Origin of the sequence: Nisaea sp. (assembly GCF_040217065.1) — a bacterium.
Lineage (GTDB): Bacteria > Pseudomonadota > Alphaproteobacteria > Thalassobaculales > Thalassobaculaceae > Nisaea.
Map to the genome: position 1 here is coordinate 491640 of NZ_JAVJNX010000005.1, position 18886 is coordinate 510525.

An 18886-nucleotide genomic window follows, 5' to 3' on the forward strand; every position below is an offset into this window, starting at 1 on the left:
CCCTAGAGAACTTCGATTTCGGCTTGCAGGGCGCCCGCGGCCTTGATGGCCTGCAGGATCGAGATCAGGTCGCGCGGACCAATCCCGAGTGCATTCAGTCCGTCCACCAGTTCCTGGAGCGTCACACTCTGGGCCAGAACGGACAACTGCTTGTCCTCATCCTGATCGATCTCAATCTGGGTCCGCGGGACAGTGACGGTCTCACCAGTCTGCGCGAACGGCTGTGGCTGCGATACCTGGGGTGTCTCCGTGATCCGGATCGTCAGGTTGCCCTGGGCGATGGCGACCGTGCTGATCCGCACATTCTCGCCCATGACGATGATGCCCGTCGTCTCGTTGATAACCACCTTGGCAGCGGTATCGGGTGTTACCCGCAGCTGTTCCACGTCCGTGATCAGTGCTACGGCGTTGCCCCGATAATTTTCCGGAACGATCATCCGCACGGAGGCAAGATCGTTTGCCTGGGCAATGGGCAGACCGATGAAAGCGTTGATGGCCTGAGAAATGCGGCGCGCCGTGGTGAAATCCGGGTTCTTCAGGGCAATGGTGACGGATTCCATGGATTTCATGGAGAACTCGATCTCGCGCTCAATGATGGCGCCGTTGGCGATCCGGCCATTGGTCGGCACACCTTGAATGACGCTCTGTCCGTCGCCGGCGGCAGATATTGCCCCGGTCGCGACCGATCCCTGGGCGACGGCATAGACTTCCCCATCGGCGCCGACCAGCGGCGTCACCAGCAGGGTGCCGCCCAACAGATCCTCGGCATCCCCGATGGCGGAGATGGAAACGTCAATCCGACTACCCTGCTTGGCGAAGGGGGGGAGAATGGCGGTCACCATGACGGCGGCGACATTGGCGGTGTCAAGATTGTCGTCCCGGGCGTTGACGCCGAGACGCTCGAGCATGCCGACCAGGCTCTCCCGGGTGAAGATCGCGCTGCCGAGCGCGTCGCCGGTACCATTCAGGCCGACGATAAGACCGTAGCCGACCAGCATGTTTTCGCGGACGCCCTCAAAATTGACGATGTCCTTGATTCGGGTCTGGCCATAGGCATCCTGAACCGGCGTGGCGATCATCAACGCGGTGGCAAAAAGCCCGAAGATTGAGCCTCTGAAAAGCGATGAGCGGGTCTTGTCGTTTGTTTGCGGCCACATCTCTATCGGTTCCTCATGTTCTCTTGCAGTCGTGTTCCGGACTCCCGTCGACGAAGTTAATGCGAAGATCGTGCCAGTTATCGTGCCGGGATGTTCATGATTGTCAGTCATCGCCCTTCCATGGTTCCCCGGGCATTGATTAGATTGAATTTCACAAGGCTTTATTCGCTATGTCGGCATCTTCTCGATAGTGTATGACTCCGGAATAGGTAGGATTTGTACCATGAAGATAGATCCATCACGCCGCGTCAGCAGCCCCGCCGCCCGCAAAACATCCAAGTCGGGCGGCGCAAGCGGGACGCAGTTTTCCGGCCTGCTCGACGGCGCCCAGGAAAGTACGTCCGCCAAAGGCGCTGGTGCGGCAATGTCCGTTGACGGACTGCTTGCGGTCCAGGAAACGAACCCGGACGGTCGCGGTCGCGGAAAGCAGGGCGCGGAGCGGGGCGAAGACCTGCTCTCCCGGCTGGAGCGGATTCGCGACGGGCTCCTGCTGGGGGCGATCCCCGAATCCGAGTTGCGGGATCTTGCGACCAGCATCAAGGCGACACGGGAGCGGAATTTTACCGATCCCCGTCTGGGTGAAATACTGGATGAAATCGAGCTCAGGGCGCGGGTCGAGCTCGCAAAACTCGGGACTTTTTTGTGAGTTTTTTGTCTGATTTCAATATTTACGCGTAATTTCAATTGCTTACGCGGAATAAAATGATCTGAACAAGCATAAATCAGAGGGTTGAAACCTAGTGGGCCCCGGACATATACTCCGGCCGCTCGAAAAGGGCAGAAAGCTTGCCTTTCATTGACCTTTGTCGTGGAGGACCGGGATGAGCGTCACTTTGCCGCCGGACTATACACCGTCGGAAGACGAAGAGTTTATGAACTCAAAGCAGCAGGAGTATTTCCGCCAGAAGCTGCTGAGGTGGCGGGCTGAGCTTCTGCAGGATGCGAACGAGACGCTGAGCCACCTGACCCAGGAAAATCTGCAGAAGCCGGATATGGCTGATCGCGCCTCGCTAGAGACCGATCAGCAGATTGAACTGCGCACCCGGGACCGTGAACGCAAACTGATCAGCAAGATCGACTCTGCGTTACAGAGGATCGAGGACGGAAGTTACGGCTATTGTGAAGAGACGGACGAGCCGATCGGGCTGCGTCGTCTCGAAGCCCGGCCGATTGCGACTCTGAGCCTCGAAGCTCAGGAGCGGCATGAGCGCCTTGAGCGGACACATCGCGACGACTGACGTGGCTCTATACTGAGAATATGAAAACGGGCCGTTCCACAAGGAACGGCCCGTTTTCGTTTGATTGCAGCGGGCCTTTGGGGAGCTGTGCGAAGAAAGGGTGCCGGGCCGCAACTTTGCCACCCGGCACTGTCTGATCAGAAGGGCATCAGGATTTCGAGCGCCTGGGCACCGTAGCGCTGCTGCTGCAGATCGGAGAGCTGGCCGCGGCCGCCGTAAGCGATCCGGGCTTCTGCCATCTCGTCGTAGCCGACCGTATTTTCAGATGTGATGTCGGCCGCACGGATAACACCGCCGACGACGATCTCGCGAACTTCCATATTGACCCGGACTTCCTGGCGACCGAACAGCACCATATTGCCATTCGGGAGCTGCTGCGTAACCACGGCGGCAACGCGCAGGCTGATGGTTTCATTCCGGTCGATCCGGCCACGGCCGTCATTGGCAAGGGATGAACTCAGGTCCACAAGGCCGGCGCCCGTCGTTCCCTCGGCAAAGACATCGCTCAGCAGGGACTGGGCACCGAACAGCCCGTTCATGTTAAAGCCGTCGGTATGGGTCCGGTCGTGCCGGGTCCGGTTGTCGATGGCGGCCTCGTCTGCAATCTCGACAACGACGGTGATAATATCGCCGACCTGACTTGCGCGCTGGTCTTCGAAAAAGGCGCGGGAACCTTCAACCCAGAGTGAGTTGGCCTGCCGGGTGGCGGTCACCGGTGCCGGCATCGGCATCGAGACCGGCCGGTAGTTTTCGGCCTGTGTCGGGTTCTGGATCTCCGAAAGCTCCGGGGTTTTGCCGATGTCAGCGAGGCGTTGAAAGACATTGCAGGCACTTACGGACATGCCGATCAGGGCGACGGCAGTGATGCGCGAAAGCTGAGCGGAGATGGGCTTCTTGTTCATCGTATTGGTTCCCTATCAGGAGTGCCTAGTTCATCGCAAGACGCGGGCCGGCGACGGAGACGATGCCGGAATCTGTGACCGAACCGACAACCGTTTTGCCGCTGGCCAGGTTCTTTACGCGGATCGTGTCTTTTCGAGCCCCGTCCTCAAGCGCCCTGCCGCGCAACGTCAGTGTCATGAAGGCGGTTCTGAAAATCATGGTCACCAGATCACCCTTCTGGATCAGTTCTATCGGCTTCACATCGGTGCGGCGGATAACGCGGCCGGCACTGATCGGCCGACGGGCGCTCATGCCGACGAGCTGGTCAGTGGAACTGACAGTGTTGTAGCTGCTGCGGCGGGCCCGCATTTCCGTCCAGACGATATCGCCGGCCTGGATCGTTTCGCCCGGTGCCATGTGCCGGCTCAGCACGGGGATTTCGATGACCGGATGGACTTCGCCCTGGGTCTGGGCCCGGATCACCTTGCCGTTTCCGATGGCAACGGAGATGGACGCTGCGAAACGCTGGTTCCGGCTGTTGTAGTCGATATTGTCCACCGAAATCTCAGGAACGATATCGGCCGGTACCATCAGGGACAGGCGGCGATTGGTCAGCTCAACCTCGACCCGGTCGGAAACAAAGCCATCAGCGAGGCGCTCTTCGATCGCGTTGCGGATTTGCTGCAATGGTATCGCACGGCCTTCGCGCCGGACGGTGACATGGACCCGGTTATGAAGCGGGGACCAGTCCAGGTGATGGATATCGGAAAGATTTCGCAGCGTGCTGACCCGGACGGTCATGGTTTCTCCCGGGAGAGGGGCGTCACCGATCCTGGCGTCCTTTCCTGCCGGCAGGCCGACGAAAAGGTCGCTCAGCATCAGCGAATCCCGATCAAGCATGACTGTCTCGTTCGCAAACAGCGGTGTGCCCTGGGTTTCACTCGCCGCCACCGGCTGCGGGATGGCGAGTGCAATCCCGATCAGCGCGGTGGCTGTGATGAGCGTCAGAGGCGTCAGCATTCTGCGTGTCATGTCCTTACTCCCTGGTTGCGGTGGTCAGGCTGCCTTAGCGAACCTGATTAACCGTGGCCATCATCTGGTCCGAGGTCTCGATGACCTTCGAATTCAGCTCGTAGGCCCGCTGGGCCGTGATCAGATCGGTGATTTCCTGCACCGGATCCACGTTCGAGGACTCGATGTACCCCTGGAACAGGGCACCGAAACCGTCGGTTTCCGGGGTGGCCGTGCTCGGTGCGCCAGAAGCCTCGGTTTCAAGCAGCAGGTTGTTGCCGGCATGTTCAAGTCCGGCATCGTTCTGGAAGACCGCCAGCTGGATCTGGCCGACATTCGATTCCGCGGTCTGGCCATCGAGTTTCACCAGCACCTGGCCGGACTGGTTAATAGTCACGCCGACCACGCCGGACGGGACAGTGATGCCCGGCTGCACGATGTAGCCGTCGGCCGTAACCAGCTCGCCGGTCTGGCTGACCTGGAAGGAGCCGTCACGGGTATAAGCCGTTTCACCGTCGGGGAGTTGGATCTGGAAGTAGCCGTTGCCGCGGATCGCGAGGTCAAACTGGTTGTCGGTGAGGATCAGGGAACCCTGCTCGTTGACCCGGTAGGTGGCAGCGGTACGAACACCGACACCGAGCTGGATACCGGACGGGACGATTGTGCCGGCATCCGATGAGTTCGAGCCGACCCGACGCAGATCCTGGTACAGCAGGTCCTGGAACTGGGCCCGGTGCCGTTTGAAGGCGGTGGTGTTCATGTTGGCGATGTTGTTGGAAATAACCTCGACATTGGTCTGCTGAGCCAACATGCCGGTAGAGGCGATATTCAGTGACTGCATTATTCTATTCCTTCTTCCAACAAGTTAGGCGGCTGTCGTGGTGCCGAGTTTGCGGACCGATGTACGAAGTCTCTCGGCTTCCTGATCCAGCATGTTTTTCACGCTTTCATAGCTGCGTTGAATGTCGATCAGCCTCGTCAGCTCCGTTATCGCGGAGACGTTCGAGGTCTCGAGATGGCCCTGGAGCAATTCGGAGTCCTCGGCCGGCCGGGGGCGTTCCGTTGTCTCGAAGGTGCTGCCACCCCGCTTCTGCATGCGCGGCAGATCATCGAATTCGACAAGCTTCAGAATGCCGAGCACTTCCGGTCCGGCGCTGATGGTGCCGTCTGTCGATATTTCGATTTTCCGACCGTCCTGCGGGATGAAAATCGGGTTGTTATTCACATCCATGACCCGCTCACCGTCGCTGGTGATCAGCTCGTTGTCCGGGCTGAGCTTGAAGTTGCCGTTCCGGGTGAACAATTGTTGCTTGCCGTCATCGACCGTGAAGAAACCGTTGCCTTCAATGGCAAGGTCAAAGGTGTTTCGCGTCGGTTGAAGTGTCCCTGGCTGGTGGATGACGATGGTTCCGTGATCGATCACGAAATCCAGCTTCTCCTCCATCTTCGTGTCCATTTGATAAGGCGAGTAGAGCGCGATTTCCCGCTTGAAGGCGGTGGTGCTTGAGTTCGCGATGTTGTTGGCGACCAGAGACAGTTCGCGGCGGAGCGCGGACTGCCGGGAGAGCCCGATATAGATCGCATTTTCCATGACGATATTTCCCAACCAGTGTCGAATCCGCCGCCTTCTACGGCCATGCCGATGGATAAGCAGGTTTCGTGCCAGTTGGAAAAACAAAGAAAAACAGATGGTTGCGAATTCTGCTGGGGTACGTGACACGGAGAGTTCGGCAAGGAGCGCCGGCGCGGAAGCTTTTGCCGGGCGGCTGTCGGCAGATGGGTCGGCCTTCTATCCAGAAGGTTGAGGCTTTTTTGCCCGTGCGGCTTTAGAGACTGGGTGCGCCGGTTTCGAGAAGTTTATGATAAATATGGAAGATTCAAGCGCGATATGCTTTACTCTTTCACTGTGTCCGGTTTGCCGGTTCAGACGGGAGCGCGGTCTGGTTTGCATCTCCGTCATGTCAGGTGAAAGTGGTCACGTTTGCCATATTTCAGTCATCTGATGGCTGTTTAATAGGTCTTGGAGCAGGACGGAGCGCATGGCTGAGGAAGGCGAAGTCGTCGAGGATGGCGGTGAAGAAGGCGAAGACGTCGCCAGCCGAAAGCTGAGTCCGAAAAAAATTATCCTGTTCGTGTTGCTGCCGCTCCTGCTGCTGGTCGGGGCCGGGGCCGGGGCTGCGATCATGCTTGGCATGATTGGTGGCGAGGAGCCCCCACCCGAGGTGGCTCAGGGGGAGGCGGCGGCTCCGGTGGTTGAAGAAAAGTCCTCGGCGCAGGCGATCTTCTTCGAAGTTCCCGATCTTATCGTCAATCTGAACACGAACAGTCGAAAGACTGCGTTTCTGAAGATCAAGATTGCTTTGGAAGTCGGCGACCCGGCGGACGTGGACGTGGTCAATCAGAACTTGCCGCGTATCGTGGACAATTTTCAGGTATACTTGCGCGAGCTTCGAGTCGACGACCTGCAGGGATCTGCCGGCATGTATCGACTGCGTGAGGAATTGCTCCGTCGTGTGAATCTTGCGGTTCGCCCGGCGCGGGTGAAGGACGTGCTGTTCAAGGAAATGCTGGTTCAGTGAGGAATTCGCATGGCCGATGATGATCTTGCCGCCGAATGGGAGGCAATGGCCGATGATGACGACGATGCCGGCGGCGGTGGCGGCACGGGCGCCCGGGTCCTAAACCAGGACGAAATCGACTCCCTGCTCGGGTTCGATGAAGGCGCCGGCGGTGACGGCGATACTTCCGGTATCCAGGCGATCGTCAACTCCGCGCTGGTCTCTTATGAACGTCTGCCCATGCTTGAGGTCGTGTTCGACCGTCTCGTGCGCATGATGTCGACCAGTCTGCGTAACTTTACCTCAGATAATGTCGAGGTTTCGCTCGACAATATTACCTCCATCCGGTTCGGAGACTACCTGAACTCCATTCCGCTGCCGGCCATGCTGAGCGTGTTCAAGGCTGAGGAGTGGGACAATTACGGTTTGCTCGTCGTCGACTCGGCGCTGATCTATTCCATCGTCGACGTGCTGCTTGGCGGTCGCCGCGGCACCGCGGCCATGCGGATTGAAGGCCGTCCCTACACCACGATCGAACGCAATCTGGTCGAGCGCATGGTCACGGTCGTGCTGAGCGATCTGTCCGCCGCTTTCGATCCGCTGAGCCCTGTCACATTCCGGTTCGACCGGCTGGAAACAAACCCGCGATTCGCCACCATTGCCCGGCCGGCGAATGCCGCTGTGCTGGCGCGGCTGCGTATCGACATGGAAGATCGCGGCGGTCGCCTGGAACTGATGCTGCCTTATGCGACCCTGGAGCCGGTGCGGGAACTGCTGCTGCAGATGTTCATGGGCGAGAAGTTCGGCCGTGACTCGATCTGGGAAACCCACCTTGCGAACGAGCTCTGGGCCACGGATATCGAACTTGAGGCGGTCTTGGACCAGGTTGTCCTGTCGCTGAACGATGTCCTGAACTGGAAGCCCGGCACGCGGTTGCTGCTGAACGCCAGCCCGAAATCCACAATCGACATGCGGTGCGGCGACGTGCCGCTCTTTGTCGGTGGCATGGGACAGCGAAACGGCAATATCGCGGTCAAAATCAAGCAGAAGCTGCGGAAGATGTAGGCGGGCAGCATGATTGAAACGACTTTGCCTCTGGTTCTCGACGGCTTTCTGGTCCTGCTGCTTCTGGCTACCATCGTTTACGCGATGATACTGAACCGCAAACTCAATCGCTTGCGCGGCAATCACGACGAGATGGAAGTCTTTGTCGACAAACTGAATGTCGCCTGCGCCCGGGCCGAAGCGGCAACCGCCGGGCTGCGCAATGCCGGCGAGAACGGCAAGGCCGTATTCAGGGAATCGGCCTCGAAGGCAGAAGCCCTGCGTGATGAACTTGCTTTTCTGGTGGAGCGTGCCGATATCGTTTCCAGCCGGCTTGCGTCCGTGAGTGAAGGCACCAAGGTGGTCGCGGCGCAGGCACCAGCTGCCAGGGCCGCCGCAGACCCGGCGCGCGCAACCGGTGCAAAGAGACCGGCGCAGGCGAGCCGACGGGACCAGAATACTGGACGAAATCAGGAGCAGGGACGGGCGGGCGCCGGGCGTCCGGCAGCGGGTGAGGCTTCCGCTTCTGGCCCGTCCCGTTCGGAAGCTGAGGAAGAGCTCCTGAAAGCACTGAGGAACGCACGCTGATGGCATATGACAGACGCGGACGGAAAGCTGCACCACCAACCGACCCGGTCGAACAAACGGCGACGCCGAACGCCGCCCGCATCCAGGGCGGCCAGGCTGTCAAAGGTAAGGCGCCGGCGGCTCAAAGACGCGCTGCGGGAGACACCGCGGTTGCACGTGAACAGCGGCAGGCTGGAGCCGCCCGGAAGCGGATGCGGCGGTCCGGTGCCTTTATCCGTGTCCTGCCAGTCGTGGTTTTTGTTGCCGCGCTTCTGATCAGCGTCAAAGTCGTCGGTATCTGGGATACTCTGAAAAACGGACGCTCCCCCGTAAGCGTCGCTGCATTCGCCGAGGCTGACAGTCCCGCTCCGGCCAATGCCGAGGGCTCCGGGCCGCAGCCCGAGCAACTGGCGCAAGCGACGGAGCCGGCAAAAAGCGAAGATGACAAACCGCTTGATCCGGTGCTGTTCACGCGCTCCGAGATTGAGCTGCTGCAGGATTTGTCGAAACGGCGCAAGGAACTGGATGCGCGCGAGCAGACCGTGATCCAGAAAGAGGGCCTCCTGACCGCAGCGGAGGACCGGATTGACAAGAAGATCGTCGAATTGCAGAAGGTCCGCACCGAAATTGAGGGGCTGATTAAGACCTATAACGAGCAGGAAGAAGAAGAAATCAAAGGCCTCGTTCAGATTTACGAGAAAATGAAGCCAAAAGATGCGGCCCGTATCTTTGACGAGCTCGATATGGATATTCTTCTCAAGGTCTTTGATCGAATGAAGGCATCGAAGTCGGCGTCTTTGCTGGCCAACATGCGGCCGCAAAAAGCGAAAGAAGTGACCTCGCGGATTGCGGAACGCAGAACCATCCCGAACACGAACTAGACGAATCGCCTATGGCCCTGAGTTCCTGACGCCGGCATAAGACTTTGCTTGCCGCGCCCATGCAATTAGCAGTATTCCATCATTAATTCAGGCATTAACGTCCTTTTAACAAGATCCACGTTAGTGTCTGAGTGTTGGTTAATTGAAAGCCCGGCCTAGTCCGGATTTTATGGAAAGTGGAGATGTGCCGATGGCGGTCGACAAGGGCATGAGGATTCTCATTGTCGATGACTATAAGACAATGCTGCGCATTATTCGGAACCTCCTTAAGCAGCTTGGTTTCAATAATGTGGACGAGGCAACCGATGGAAGCGCTGCTTTGCAGGTTCTGCGGCGCGGCGACGAATACGGTCTCGTGATTTCCGACTGGAACATGGAGCCGATGACAGGCCTTCAACTGCTGAAGGAAGTCAGGGCTGATGCAAAGCTGAAAAACACTCCGTTCATCATGATCACGGCGGAAAGCAAAACCGAGAACGTTGTTGCGGCGAAGCAGGCCGGGGTGAACAACTATATTGTGAAGCCGTTCAATGCAGCGACACTCAAAACGAAAATGACGGCGGTTATCGGCGCTTTCTGATCACGAAGAAACGCCGGTTTCGGCGACATCGCGGGGTGGTTTGATGACTGAAAACGGAATCCGCGACGATCTTCTTCCGGAAGCGTCACGGGAACTCGATGCCGTCGCGTTGGTCGCCGAGGAAGCCGCCGAGAGAATTCTGACGGCTGTCGAGAAGATCGACGAGTTGCGCGCCGGCATGCCGGAGAACGTCTCCGAGGCGGTCGGCGAAGCTATCATCGAGATTTTCGAAGCCTGCGGTTTCCAGGATTTGACCGGCCAGCGCGTCGGCCGCATTCACCAGACACTCAATGGCGTCGCGGACCGTGTTGAGGCGGTAATGACCCATACGGGCCACGCTCCTTCATCCGAGGCGAAAAGAAATCGTGACAAACACCCGGAAAATGTAGAAAAATCAGCTAGTGAACCGTTCTCAGAAGAGGGTTTGTTGAACGGTCCTCAGCTGCCTTCCGATGCCAAGACCCAGGAAGAAATTGATGCGCTGATGGACCAACTCAGCAAGTAGTCTATGGCCCAAGGCGAAGACAAGACGCGTGGTGCAAGCCAGCTCGGCAGCTTGCCGCTGTTTCTGAGCCTGTTCCTACTCCTCCTCGCGTTTTTCATTTTTCTCAATTCGATCTCGACCCGGGAGTCCGGGAAGAGCAACGACGTGCTGGACAGTGTGCGTGCGAGCTTTGCATCGGTGCTTGAGGGCGGCACCGGCGTGGGTGTTTTCGAGGGCGTGCCTGACCAGGTCGATGGTGACGGGCTCCGCGAGGAATTTCTGTCCGCGTTCAACGCTCTCCTCAGCGAAACCGACCTGGTCCGAGAACTCTCCGGAAACCCGTTCTTCATCGATTTCAAAACGGGACACCTGTTCGATGGCGACCGTGTTGATCCGGTGCTTGAGTTTCGCGAGTTTTCAAAACGGGTCTCAGCTGTGCTTGCGTTGAAGACAGCGCGCGACGAGGCGGAAATCCGGTTCTGGTTCGATTCCCCGACCCCGGGTTCTGAAATGATCCTGTCCCGGCAGAGAGCGGCCAGACTCGCGGAAATCATGATTGCTTCCGGGACGCCCCGGGCAAGCGTCTCGATCGGGTTCCGCACGCTCCCCCGTCCGGACACGGTACGTATTGCCGTGCATCTTGGTCCGGAAGGACGCCGGGTCCCATGAGGGATGGTGTGACACGACGGCGGAACGGTCGCAGGAACAACAAGCAGGGCGTGACCTGGATGTTGACCTTCGTCGATCTGGTCTCGCTGCTGCTGGCGTTTTTCGTGCTGCTATTTTCAATGAGCTCGCCCGACGCGCCGCAATGGGAGGCATTCACGGCCTCCCTCAGATCCACATTTTCATCCGATTCGGAGATTCGGGCGCGGGAAGCCCCGATGCCGGAAAGCTTCGAATCTGAAGATCCGGGACCGGGATTCGATCTCGGGTATCTCCGGCGTCTGCTCGAAGCGGCCATGTCCCGGGACGCTATTTTGCGGGATGCGACCATTGCTGCGAAGGACGGGCGACTTGTCCTCTCCGTGGCCAGTGATGTGTTCTTTCGGCCCGGATCCGCGGCTTTGCAGGCTTCTGGTGAAGGTGCGCTCTTCAATCTTGCTGTCGCACTCACGCAGATCGACAACCGGATCGACATTGTCGGCCATACGGATCCCAGGCCCTTCACTGCACCGTCCGGATCCTTCCGTTCGAATTGGGATCTATCGTTGGCCCGCGCCCTGTCCGTAGCTGATACGCTTCGGCGGTTCGGATACGGCAAGCCGATCGAGGTCAGAGGTGCTGCTGACGGAAAATTCGGGGAGATCGACACATCATTGCCGCTGGAAGATCAATATCGCCGGGCAAGGCGGGTCGATCTTGTGATCTATCACGAGAGGGACCGGCGATGATGCGGCAGCTCGCTGGTTTCGCGCTGAAGCGGCTGGCCGTCATCCGGGCCGTCGCCGCCCTCTGTCTGGTGCTGGCGACATTGGCCCCGGCTGGAGCCCAGACTGTTGGCATATCGAGCGGAAGCGCGAATGGTGTCGATAGTCTCCGGTTCGATTGGCCGGCGCGGGTCGGTTACGCGGCGCAGAAATTCGGAAATACGCTGGCTGTGGTCTTTGACCGTTCGGTGGCGGCCGATTTTGGGCCAGTGGCGAACGGTGTCGGGAAATTTGTTTCCGGTGTAAGCCTCGACAGCGATGGCAGGACGGTTCTGATCGATCTTGTCGGCAATCCGCGGTTTCGTTCAAACCGGGTCGGAACGTCGGTTATCCTGGATTTCTTTGACAGGAATGCGCCGGCGCCGGCGGTCACACCGGCGCCCACTCCCGCTCCCGCTCCCGCTCCGCGCGCATCGTCGGCGCCCGCGGCACCGGCATCCGCAGCTCCCGCTCCGCTAGCGCCTCGACCGCGTCCCCCGAACGTTCCCGAGCTGTCCGTGCGGACCGGGACGCATGATAATTTCTACCGCTTCGTTTTCGATTGGACGCAGCAAACGTCCTATAGCGTTTCGGAACAACCGGACCGCGCGATCATCCGGTTCGAGAATCCGGCCTGGATTGATGACGAGGCGGTCAGGCGCTTTATTCCAGAACGCTTCAAGAGCTTCAGTTCGGTTCCGGGCAGCAATGCCATTGACGTGACGATTCCGCTCCAGGCCCGTGCCGGAGTTCGGCATTTTACCAACGGGACACGGGTCGTCGTCGATGTGGTGACCGGAGGTGAACCAAGCAGAACTGGGGCGGCGGCATCGGCAGAACCTGCCGTACCGAGGCCGCGTGCTGCCCCTGTCGAGCCGGTGACGGCCGCGGTTCCGGAAAGTCAGGCGACAGACTCTGCGAAACAGGTTGCCGCCCAGTTCGGTCTGAATCCGCAGGCAGGAACACCGGCTGGTGTTACGGTGCCGCCTGCGTCAGCTGCGCAAGAGACGGCGCCGCAGGGTGATGCTGCCGGGAGTGACGTGCAGACTCCCGCAACCGACCCGGAGCAACTCGCTGCCGAGCCGGTCACCGGGACGCCCTCCGTGGCAGCGACACGGGCGCAGCAGACAGCGCCTGGTCGCTCGTCTGAGGTGGAACCCGAAGCGTTCGGAACTGCGACCAGACTTCAGGATACTGATCTGAAGACCCTGATGCAAAATGGCGAGTCTCTGGTCGCAAGCCTCACCAGCGGGAATCAGGGGATTATCGAAGGGCCGACGATCCCGGTCACCGCGACGCTGGACAACAACATCGTCTCGGTTCGTTTCGAGTGGACCCAGCCCGTCTCCGCCGCAGTTTTTGCCCGCGCCGGATATGTTTGGGTGGTTTTCGGTGCGCCCGCCCGCTTTGATCTGGCTGGCCTGAATCGCTCGGAATATCAGTTGTTTGGCGAAAAAGTCCAAATACCGGTCTCCGGAGGATCGGCGGTCCGGTTCCCAATCGTCGAAGGGGTCAATCCCAGGGTCTGGCGGGACAATGCCGTCTGGATTGTTGACTTCCGGCCGCAGAACAGTCGCCCGGATGTCCCGCTTCGGATTGATACCCAGCTTGTCAGTGCGCAGGGACCGCGTGTCTTCATTCCGCTCGAGGATCACGGCGCGACCGTCATTATCCGGGATCCGGAGATCGGCGATCAGCTGTTTGTTGTGCCGGTCGCATCACTCAGCCGCGGCGTTGACGGGCTGCGGCAGTTCGCCGAATTCAACCTGCTGAATTCGGCGCAGGGTGTCGTCGTTCAGCCTTTGGCCGATGACGTTACCATCAGGTCTCTGCCGGATGGTGTTGCCATCACCAAACTCGGCGGTCTGGCCATCTCGCGCAACGTCCAGCAATCGACGGACGATCAGGTGGCGCAACGGATCGATGGCCTGCCGCCCGGCCTGCCGCCTGGCCGGGTGTTCGATTTCAGCAGTTGGCGGAAAGGCGACACGGATCAGTTCTTGCGGGAAAAGCAGGCGGTCCAGAGGCGGATATCGGAGGCCACCAGTATCGCGCGCAGCGGTCCGCGCCTCGAACTGGCTCATTTCTATTTCGCGCATGGGCTTTCGGCAGAAGCCATGGGCTTGCTGCGCACAATCGAAGCCGAGGATGAGGATCTTTCCCGGAGACCGGACGTGAAAGCGTTGCGTGGTGCGGCCCAGTTCATGCTGGGGCGCTACAAGGAGGCCGAGGAAGACCTGATGGACCGCAATCTGAGCGGCCTGTCGGAGGCTGAGCTGTGGCGCGGTGCGACGAAGGCGTCTCAGGGACGCTGGCCGGAAGCCGTCGAGCATTTTGCGCGAGCCGGCGAGATTCCGGGCGGCTACCCGCGAAACATCGCGACGCAGATGGCATTGCTGGCGGCGGAGGCGGCAATCCGGGCCGGTGACTATCGCGGGGCCGGCGCCTTTATCGATGTGGTCGCGGACGGTCAGCCCACACCGGGCGAACAGGCCCGTCTGAATTATTTGCGGGGTCGGGTGCTTTACGCATCGGGCGACGTGGACTCGGCGCTCGACTACTGGCGCCGCTTGTCCGTGGGACTGGACCGCTGGTCACGCGTCCGGTCCGAGCGGGCGCTGATCGAGCATGGTCTGCGGGCGGGTGAAATCAGTCGTCTGGATGCCATCGCCGGGTTGGAAAGCCTGCGCTACACGTGGCGGGGAGACCAGGTCGAGTTCGATCTGCTGCGCGAGCTGGGCAAGCTCTATCTGGAAGAAAATGAATATGTCGAGGGCCTCAACGCGTTGCGTGAAGCCGTGACCTTCTTCCCGGATAACCTCTATGCGGAGCAGGTGGCCGAAGAGATGACGGACGCCTTTTCCAGAATTTTCACCGAGGGTGAAGCCGACAAGATGACGCCGATCCAGGCATTGTCGCTCTACGACCAGTTCCGTGAACTGACCCCTGTCGGGGCCCGGGGAGACGTGATTATTCAACGCCTTGCAGATCGCCTTGTTCAGGTTGATTTGCTTGACCGCGCCTCCATCCTGCTGGAGCGGCAGGTGAAATTCCGCCTGCAGGGAGGCGACAAAGCGAGGGTAGGGGCGCGTCTTGCGCTGATCCGACTGCTGGATCGCCGGCCCGAAGAAGCTCTTTCCGCGCTTGATGAAAGTGTCGCTCCGGGCATGGGAGCCGACCTGGCACTGGAGCGCAAGCGTCTTCGCGCCCGGGCGCAGTTTGAGCTGGGTGACGCGGACGGGGCATTGAGACTGCTGTCCGGCGACCAAAGCCGGGATGCGGACCTGTTGCGCGCAGACATTTTCTGGCGAACCCAGCGCTGGGCCCAGGCCGGCGAAGTTTTCGAACGCCTGGTCGGGAGATCGGGGCAGGATGGCCGCCGGATTGACGAGCTGTCGGCCACACTGATCCTGAACTGGGCAGTCTCCCTGTCGCTGAGCAACAATATCGACCAGTTAAGCCGCGTCCGTCAGATCTTCACGCAGCAAATGGATAACACGCCGTTCCGCGAAGCCTTCCGGCTGATTACCAACAAGACAGAGGGTGAGCTTGACGATTTCCGGACTCTGGCCGATCGATTTGGTGAAATCGGGCGCTTTCAGGCCTTCCTGAGTTCCTATCGGGACCGTCTGAAGGACAAGCCGCTGAGTGCGACAAACTAGTCGCTCAAATGGCGCGAATGGTCCCGGAAGGCTGGTCTAGGAGGCGCCGAAGCTTCGTACGAGGCTGCCGGCAATCAGATACCAGCCGTCTACCAGAACAAAGAAGATCAGCTTGAAGGGCAGGGAGACGATGATCGGCGGCACCATCATCATGCCCATGGACATCAGGATCGAGGCGACCACCATGTCGATGATGACGAAGGGCAGGTAGATCAGGAAGCCGATTTCAAAGGCGCGACGCAACTCGCTGATCATGAAGGCGGGGACCAGGACTTTCAGCGGAGCGTTTGCGCCTACCTCACCGGCTCCGACGCCGCCGATATCCTCAAAAAGCTGCAAATCCTTGTCCCGGACCTGACTGAGCATGAAGACCCGGAACGGCTCGACCGCCCGCTCAAAAGCCTCGAACTCGTCAATGCGCTCCTCGATCAGCGGGGAGATACCGTCTTGCCATGCTTTTTCAAAAGTTGGCGCCATGATGAAGCCGGTCAGAAAAAGCGCGAGGCTGATCATAACGATATTGGGCGGAGATTGCTGTGTGCCGAGCGCCGTGCGCAGGAGGGACAGTACGATCACCAGCCGGGTGAAGGACGTAACCGTAACGAGGATCCCAGGCGCGATGGAAAGAAGCGTCATCGCGGCGACAAGTTGAATCAACCGCGCCGTTGTCGAGCCGCCCGGCTCGCCGATATCAAGTGTCAGGCTTTGTGCGAACGCTTCCGGCGCCATGAATAGGCAGGCCAGGGCAATGCATGCGGCTGCAGACAACCCAACCCAGAAAGGCCACCGGCGGGCAAATGCAACCCGTCTCATGGCTGTTCTCCCGTGTTCGTCAGGTTTTCGGCGGACTCGGCCGTCTTCAGCGCAGCCTGAAAACCGCTGCTTCCGCTTGCGGGTAGGGACTCGATGACCAGGTCGTTATTCGGACCAAGCATCAAGAGATGCTCACGTCCGTCGCAGCGAATGAGCATGACCCGCCGCCGCGCGTCGAGGGAAATCTGGCCGATGACTGAGAGGCGCCCGGCGGCATGCGGGCGCACGATCCCCAGTTTGCCGGCGTAACGTCGGGCAAGCCAATAAACCGCACCGATCAGGCCGATTGTAAAAGCGAAGGCAAAGAACAGCCTGACATAGATTTCTAACCCCATGGCCGAAGCATTTCACAAGGCGTTGCGGATGGGAACCAGCAACCCGGTCTTGAGGTGGGTGAGCTGCAAGGCACCGGGCAGCGGCCCAGAGTTCCAGGTTTTCGGGGCATTCGCGATCAGCCCTTGCGCGGCCCGCGGCGGCCATAGGCTGCTGCTGCCTGTCGTCGCAGATTGGCGGAATCGGATACTGGTGGGGGCTCTTCTATCTTTTCGGCCATGGCTTTTGACAGCAGTTCCAGAAGTCCGATGACATGCTTCATGTCCGGGGCGAGCGCATGCGCCTCCTTGGCCGGCAGGTGGGGGATTGCCGCACAGATCGAGGCGACGTCTGCTTCAAGTCCGAATAGCGCGCCGGAAACTGCCGTGGACGGGTCCTGCAGTGTTGCTTCAAGACGCGCCCGGACCGATGCCAGCCGGTCCGCCGGTTTTTCAGACTTGTCGGATGTCATTTCTGTTCCTCGACACGAATCCGTTCATTGGCACTGTAAACATAGGTGAGGATCTCAGCCACGGCAGCGAAGGCCTCAACCGGAATTTCACAATCGACTTCGACTGCCGACAGGATCTGAACCAAGTCCGAATCCTTACGTACTTTCACATCATTCTCAAAGGCAAGACGCAGGATTTTCTCCGCGAGCTCGCCGTAGCCTTTGGCAATGACACGCGGCGCCTCTTCACCTCCCGGATCATGGTCGAGCGCGATAGCGACCTGGCGGTCTTTCATAGCGTTGGCCTCGCGCCGGGCCTTGGCGGCACGCCGTTCCGCCGCCGTCCGCTGGCCCCCCGGATCGGTGGGCAGCTCCGCGCTGGTTATTGAAACTTTTGTCAGGTCCCGCGAGCGATCCGTCATGTCGCGGAGTATATGCCAGCCGTGATCCAAGCCAAACACGGCAATCTTGGCATGATGTTTGCTTTTGTTGTTGCGGGCGCCATGGGGCTCCCGGAGCAGGACGAGAAAGTGCGCAAGCGAGGTTCGATATGTCGATCACCAATCTGACACTGATGAACATGGCACAGCAGAAACTGAACTGGCTTTCCGAGCGTCAGTCCGTGTTGTCGCAGAATATCGCAAACGCCGATTCTCCGAGCTACCGGTCGCAAGACCTGACGCCAATCGACTTCAAGCGGCAGGTTGAGGAAGTGAGCAAGCTTCCGGTTGCGGTTACGGAAGGCAGTCATCTCACCGGGACCGCTCCGCGCGGCGACTATCGTATTGATAAATCGAGCTATAAAGAGGTCTACGAGGCGAGCCCGAACGGTAACGGCGTGGTTCTGGAAGAGCAGATGATCGCTGTTCAGGATACCAAGTTGCAGTACGACCTCGCACTGAACCTCTACAGCAAGCAGGTGGGCATGTTCCGTACCGCCCTCGGCGGCAACCGGTAAGCGTGCACAGGTAAGAAGGAGACACCGTCATGGATCTCAATTCGGCAATCAAGATTTCCGCGTCCGGCATGCGGGCCCAGGGCACACGCCTCAGGGTCATCTCCGAGAACGTGGCGAACGCTGACTCGCTCGGCTCTGTCAAAGGGGAAGACCCCTATCGCCGGAAGACGATCGTCTTCGAGAATTATGTCAACCGGGGTGAAGACGCCGAAATGGTGCGCGTATCCAAGATCGGGCGCGACGATTCGGAATTCGAGCTTGGCTATGAGCCATTCCATCCGCTCGCAGACGAAGACGGTTATGTCCGTCGACCCAACGTCAACAGCCTGATTGAAATGATGGATATGCGCGAGGCACAGCGTACCTACGAGGCAAACCTGTCCTCCATCGAGATGGCGCGCAACATGCTGCAGCGTACCGTCGATCTGTTGCGCGGCTAGGCTCTTCGCGGCCGCCGGGCAGAGCTGGCAAGAACGGCCGATTCGACGTAATATCGGCTTGAACGGAAATGGAGATCTCCATGGTAGGCAATATCGGAAATGTGCTCGGGGCTGCCGGAATGGGCAAGATTCCCGGCGCCGACGGACCGAAATCGGCTGACATGGTCGGGACCGATTTTGCCAGTTTTGTGAAACAGGCCGCAGAGGATGCCGTCGGCACCATGGATGCCGGCGAAAAAATGTCCATGAAAGGAATCGCCGGCGAGGCGGAGCTGACCGACGTGGTGCAGGCCGTCAACAGTGCCGATATCACCTTGCGGACCGTCGTCACCTTGCGGGACCGTATGGTTCAGGCCTACCAGGAAATCATCCGCATGCCGATTTGATGGTCCTTTGGGTTGTCTTTCGGGACATAATCGCGCAGTCATTAATTGCCCGG

General features: G+C 59.5%; 23 protein-coding genes. 14 read left to right on the forward strand and 9 right to left on the reverse strand.

Going from position 1 to position 18886, the window contains the following annotated elements:
* Positions 1–2: 2 nt before the first annotated feature.
* Positions 3–1157 (reverse strand): flagellar basal body P-ring protein FlgI, encoded by a 1155-nt coding sequence (locus tag RH950_RS06955; protein WP_502889734.1) that lies wholly within the window; start codon positions 1155–1157, stop codon positions 3–5.
* Between the two features lie 223 nt (positions 1158–1380).
* Here RH950_RS06955 and RH950_RS06960 point away from each other — a divergent pair, with 223 nt between their 5' ends.
* Together RH950_RS06960 and dksA are read left to right on the forward strand one after the other, a co-directional pair.
* Positions 1381–1803: a flagellar assembly protein FliX gene (locus tag RH950_RS06960; protein WP_350055061.1), complete on the forward strand. Its 423-nt coding sequence runs from the start codon at positions 1381–1383 to the stop codon at positions 1801–1803.
* A gap of 175 nt (positions 1804–1978) precedes the next feature.
* The gene (dksA, locus tag RH950_RS06965) at positions 1979–2395 is read left to right on the forward strand and encodes an RNA polymerase-binding protein DksA (RefSeq protein ID WP_350055063.1); all 417 of its coding nucleotides are present in this window, start codon (positions 1979–1981) and stop codon (positions 2393–2395) included.
* 137 nt (positions 2396–2532) lie between these two features.
* On the opposite strand, the gene flgH is transcribed toward dksA, so the two are convergent.
* Genes flgH through flgF form a run of 4 tightly spaced genes read right to left on the reverse strand, consistent with a single transcriptional unit; the run spans position 2533 to position 5879 of the window.
* Positions 2533–3297: a flagellar basal body L-ring protein FlgH gene (flgH, locus tag RH950_RS06970; RefSeq protein ID WP_350055065.1), complete on the reverse strand. Its 765-nt coding sequence runs from the start codon at positions 3295–3297 to the stop codon at positions 2533–2535.
* A 25-nt stretch (positions 3298–3322) separates the two neighbouring features.
* A complete protein-coding gene (flgA, locus tag RH950_RS06975) occupies positions 3323–4309 on the reverse strand; it encodes a flagellar basal body P-ring formation chaperone FlgA (RefSeq protein ID WP_350055067.1) in 987 nt (328 codons plus the stop codon).
* 34 nt (positions 4310–4343) lie between these two features.
* Positions 4344–5129, reverse strand: coding sequence for a flagellar basal-body rod protein FlgG (flgG, locus tag RH950_RS06980; RefSeq protein WP_350055069.1), 786 nt, complete (start codon positions 5127–5129; stop codon positions 4344–4346).
* Between the two features lie 24 nt (positions 5130–5153).
* A complete protein-coding gene (gene flgF, locus RH950_RS06985) occupies positions 5154–5879 on the reverse strand; it encodes a flagellar basal-body rod protein FlgF (RefSeq protein WP_350055071.1) in 726 nt (241 codons plus the stop codon).
* 448 nt (positions 5880–6327) lie between these two features.
* Here flgF and RH950_RS06990 point away from each other — a divergent pair, with 448 nt between their 5' ends.
* The 9 genes from RH950_RS06990 to RH950_RS07030 all read left to right on the forward strand — a co-directional run bounded on the left by RH950_RS06990 (position 6328) and on the right by RH950_RS07030 (position 15473).
* Positions 6328–6867: a flagellar basal body-associated FliL family protein gene (locus RH950_RS06990; protein WP_350055073.1), complete on the forward strand. Its 540-nt coding sequence runs from the start codon at positions 6328–6330 to the stop codon at positions 6865–6867.
* 9 nt (positions 6868–6876) lie between these two features.
* Positions 6877–7911, forward strand: coding sequence for a flagellar motor switch protein FliM (gene fliM, locus RH950_RS06995; RefSeq protein WP_350055075.1), 1035 nt, complete (start codon positions 6877–6879; stop codon positions 7909–7911).
* Between the two features lie 9 nt (positions 7912–7920).
* Entirely contained in the window at positions 7921–8478 is a 558-nt protein-coding gene (locus tag RH950_RS07000; RefSeq protein ID WP_350055077.1) for a DUF6468 domain-containing protein, read from the forward strand.
* 230 nt (positions 8479–8708) lie between these two features.
* On the forward strand, positions 8709–9338 hold the full coding sequence (locus RH950_RS07005) for a MotE family protein (protein ID WP_350055079.1): 630 nt from the start codon (positions 8709–8711) through the stop codon (positions 9336–9338).
* 190 nt (positions 9339–9528) lie between these two features.
* Complete coding sequence (locus RH950_RS07010; protein WP_350055081.1) at positions 9529–9918, forward strand: response regulator; 390 nt, start codon at positions 9529–9531, stop codon at positions 9916–9918.
* A gap of 43 nt (positions 9919–9961) precedes the next feature.
* Positions 9962–10423 (forward strand): protein phosphatase CheZ, encoded by a 462-nt coding sequence (locus tag RH950_RS07015; RefSeq protein ID WP_350055083.1) that lies wholly within the window; start codon positions 9962–9964, stop codon positions 10421–10423.
* A gap of 3 nt (positions 10424–10426) precedes the next feature.
* Entirely contained in the window at positions 10427–11071 is a 645-nt protein-coding gene (locus RH950_RS07020; RefSeq protein WP_350055085.1) for a hypothetical protein, read from the forward strand.
* An 8-nt stretch (positions 11072–11079) separates the two neighbouring features.
* Positions 11080–11796, forward strand: coding sequence for an OmpA/MotB family protein (locus RH950_RS07025; RefSeq protein WP_350055087.1), 717 nt, complete (start codon positions 11080–11082; stop codon positions 11794–11796).
* A complete protein-coding gene (locus RH950_RS07030; protein WP_350055089.1) occupies positions 11796–15473 on the forward strand; it encodes a tetratricopeptide repeat protein in 3678 nt (1225 codons plus the stop codon). The genes RH950_RS07025 and RH950_RS07030 overlap by 1 nt, the downstream gene beginning before the upstream one ends.
* 36 nt (positions 15474–15509) lie before the next feature.
* Here RH950_RS07030 and fliP read toward each other — a convergent pair whose 3' ends face one another.
* The 4 genes from fliP to RH950_RS07050 all read right to left on the reverse strand — a co-directional run bounded on the left by fliP (position 15510) and on the right by RH950_RS07050 (position 17501).
* A complete protein-coding gene (fliP, locus tag RH950_RS07035) occupies positions 15510–16286 on the reverse strand; it encodes a flagellar type III secretion system pore protein FliP (RefSeq protein ID WP_502889736.1) in 777 nt (258 codons plus the stop codon).
* The gene (locus RH950_RS07040; protein WP_350055091.1) at positions 16283–16621 is read right to left on the reverse strand and encodes a FliO/MopB family protein; all 339 of its coding nucleotides are present in this window, start codon (positions 16619–16621) and stop codon (positions 16283–16285) included. Before RH950_RS07040 ends, fliP begins: the two co-directional genes overlap by 4 nt.
* Before the next feature lie 116 nt (positions 16622–16737).
* Positions 16738–17070: a hypothetical protein gene (locus tag RH950_RS07045; protein WP_350055093.1), complete on the reverse strand. Its 333-nt coding sequence runs from the start codon at positions 17068–17070 to the stop codon at positions 16738–16740.
* Positions 17067–17501: an EscU/YscU/HrcU family type III secretion system export apparatus switch protein gene (locus RH950_RS07050; protein ID WP_350055095.1), complete on the reverse strand. Its 435-nt coding sequence runs from the start codon at positions 17499–17501 to the stop codon at positions 17067–17069. The genes RH950_RS07045 and RH950_RS07050 overlap by 4 nt, the downstream gene beginning before the upstream one ends.
* A gap of 98 nt (positions 17502–17599) precedes the next feature.
* Between RH950_RS07050 and flgB the strand changes: the two genes are divergently transcribed.
* The 3 genes from flgB to fliE all read left to right on the forward strand — a co-directional run bounded on the left by flgB (position 17600) and on the right by fliE (position 18833).
* Complete coding sequence (flgB, locus tag RH950_RS07055; protein WP_350055097.1) at positions 17600–18007, forward strand: flagellar basal body rod protein FlgB; 408 nt, start codon at positions 17600–17602, stop codon at positions 18005–18007.
* Between the two features lie 29 nt (positions 18008–18036).
* Positions 18037–18447: a flagellar basal body rod protein FlgC gene (gene flgC, locus RH950_RS07060; RefSeq protein WP_350055099.1), complete on the forward strand. Its 411-nt coding sequence runs from the start codon at positions 18037–18039 to the stop codon at positions 18445–18447.
* 80 nt (positions 18448–18527) lie between these two features.
* Positions 18528–18833 carry a flagellar hook-basal body complex protein FliE gene (gene fliE / locus RH950_RS07065; RefSeq protein ID WP_350055101.1) on the forward strand — a complete coding sequence of 102 codons (306 nt, stop codon included), beginning with the start codon at positions 18528–18530 and terminating at the stop codon, positions 18831–18833.
* Positions 18834–18886 lie beyond the last annotated feature (53 nt).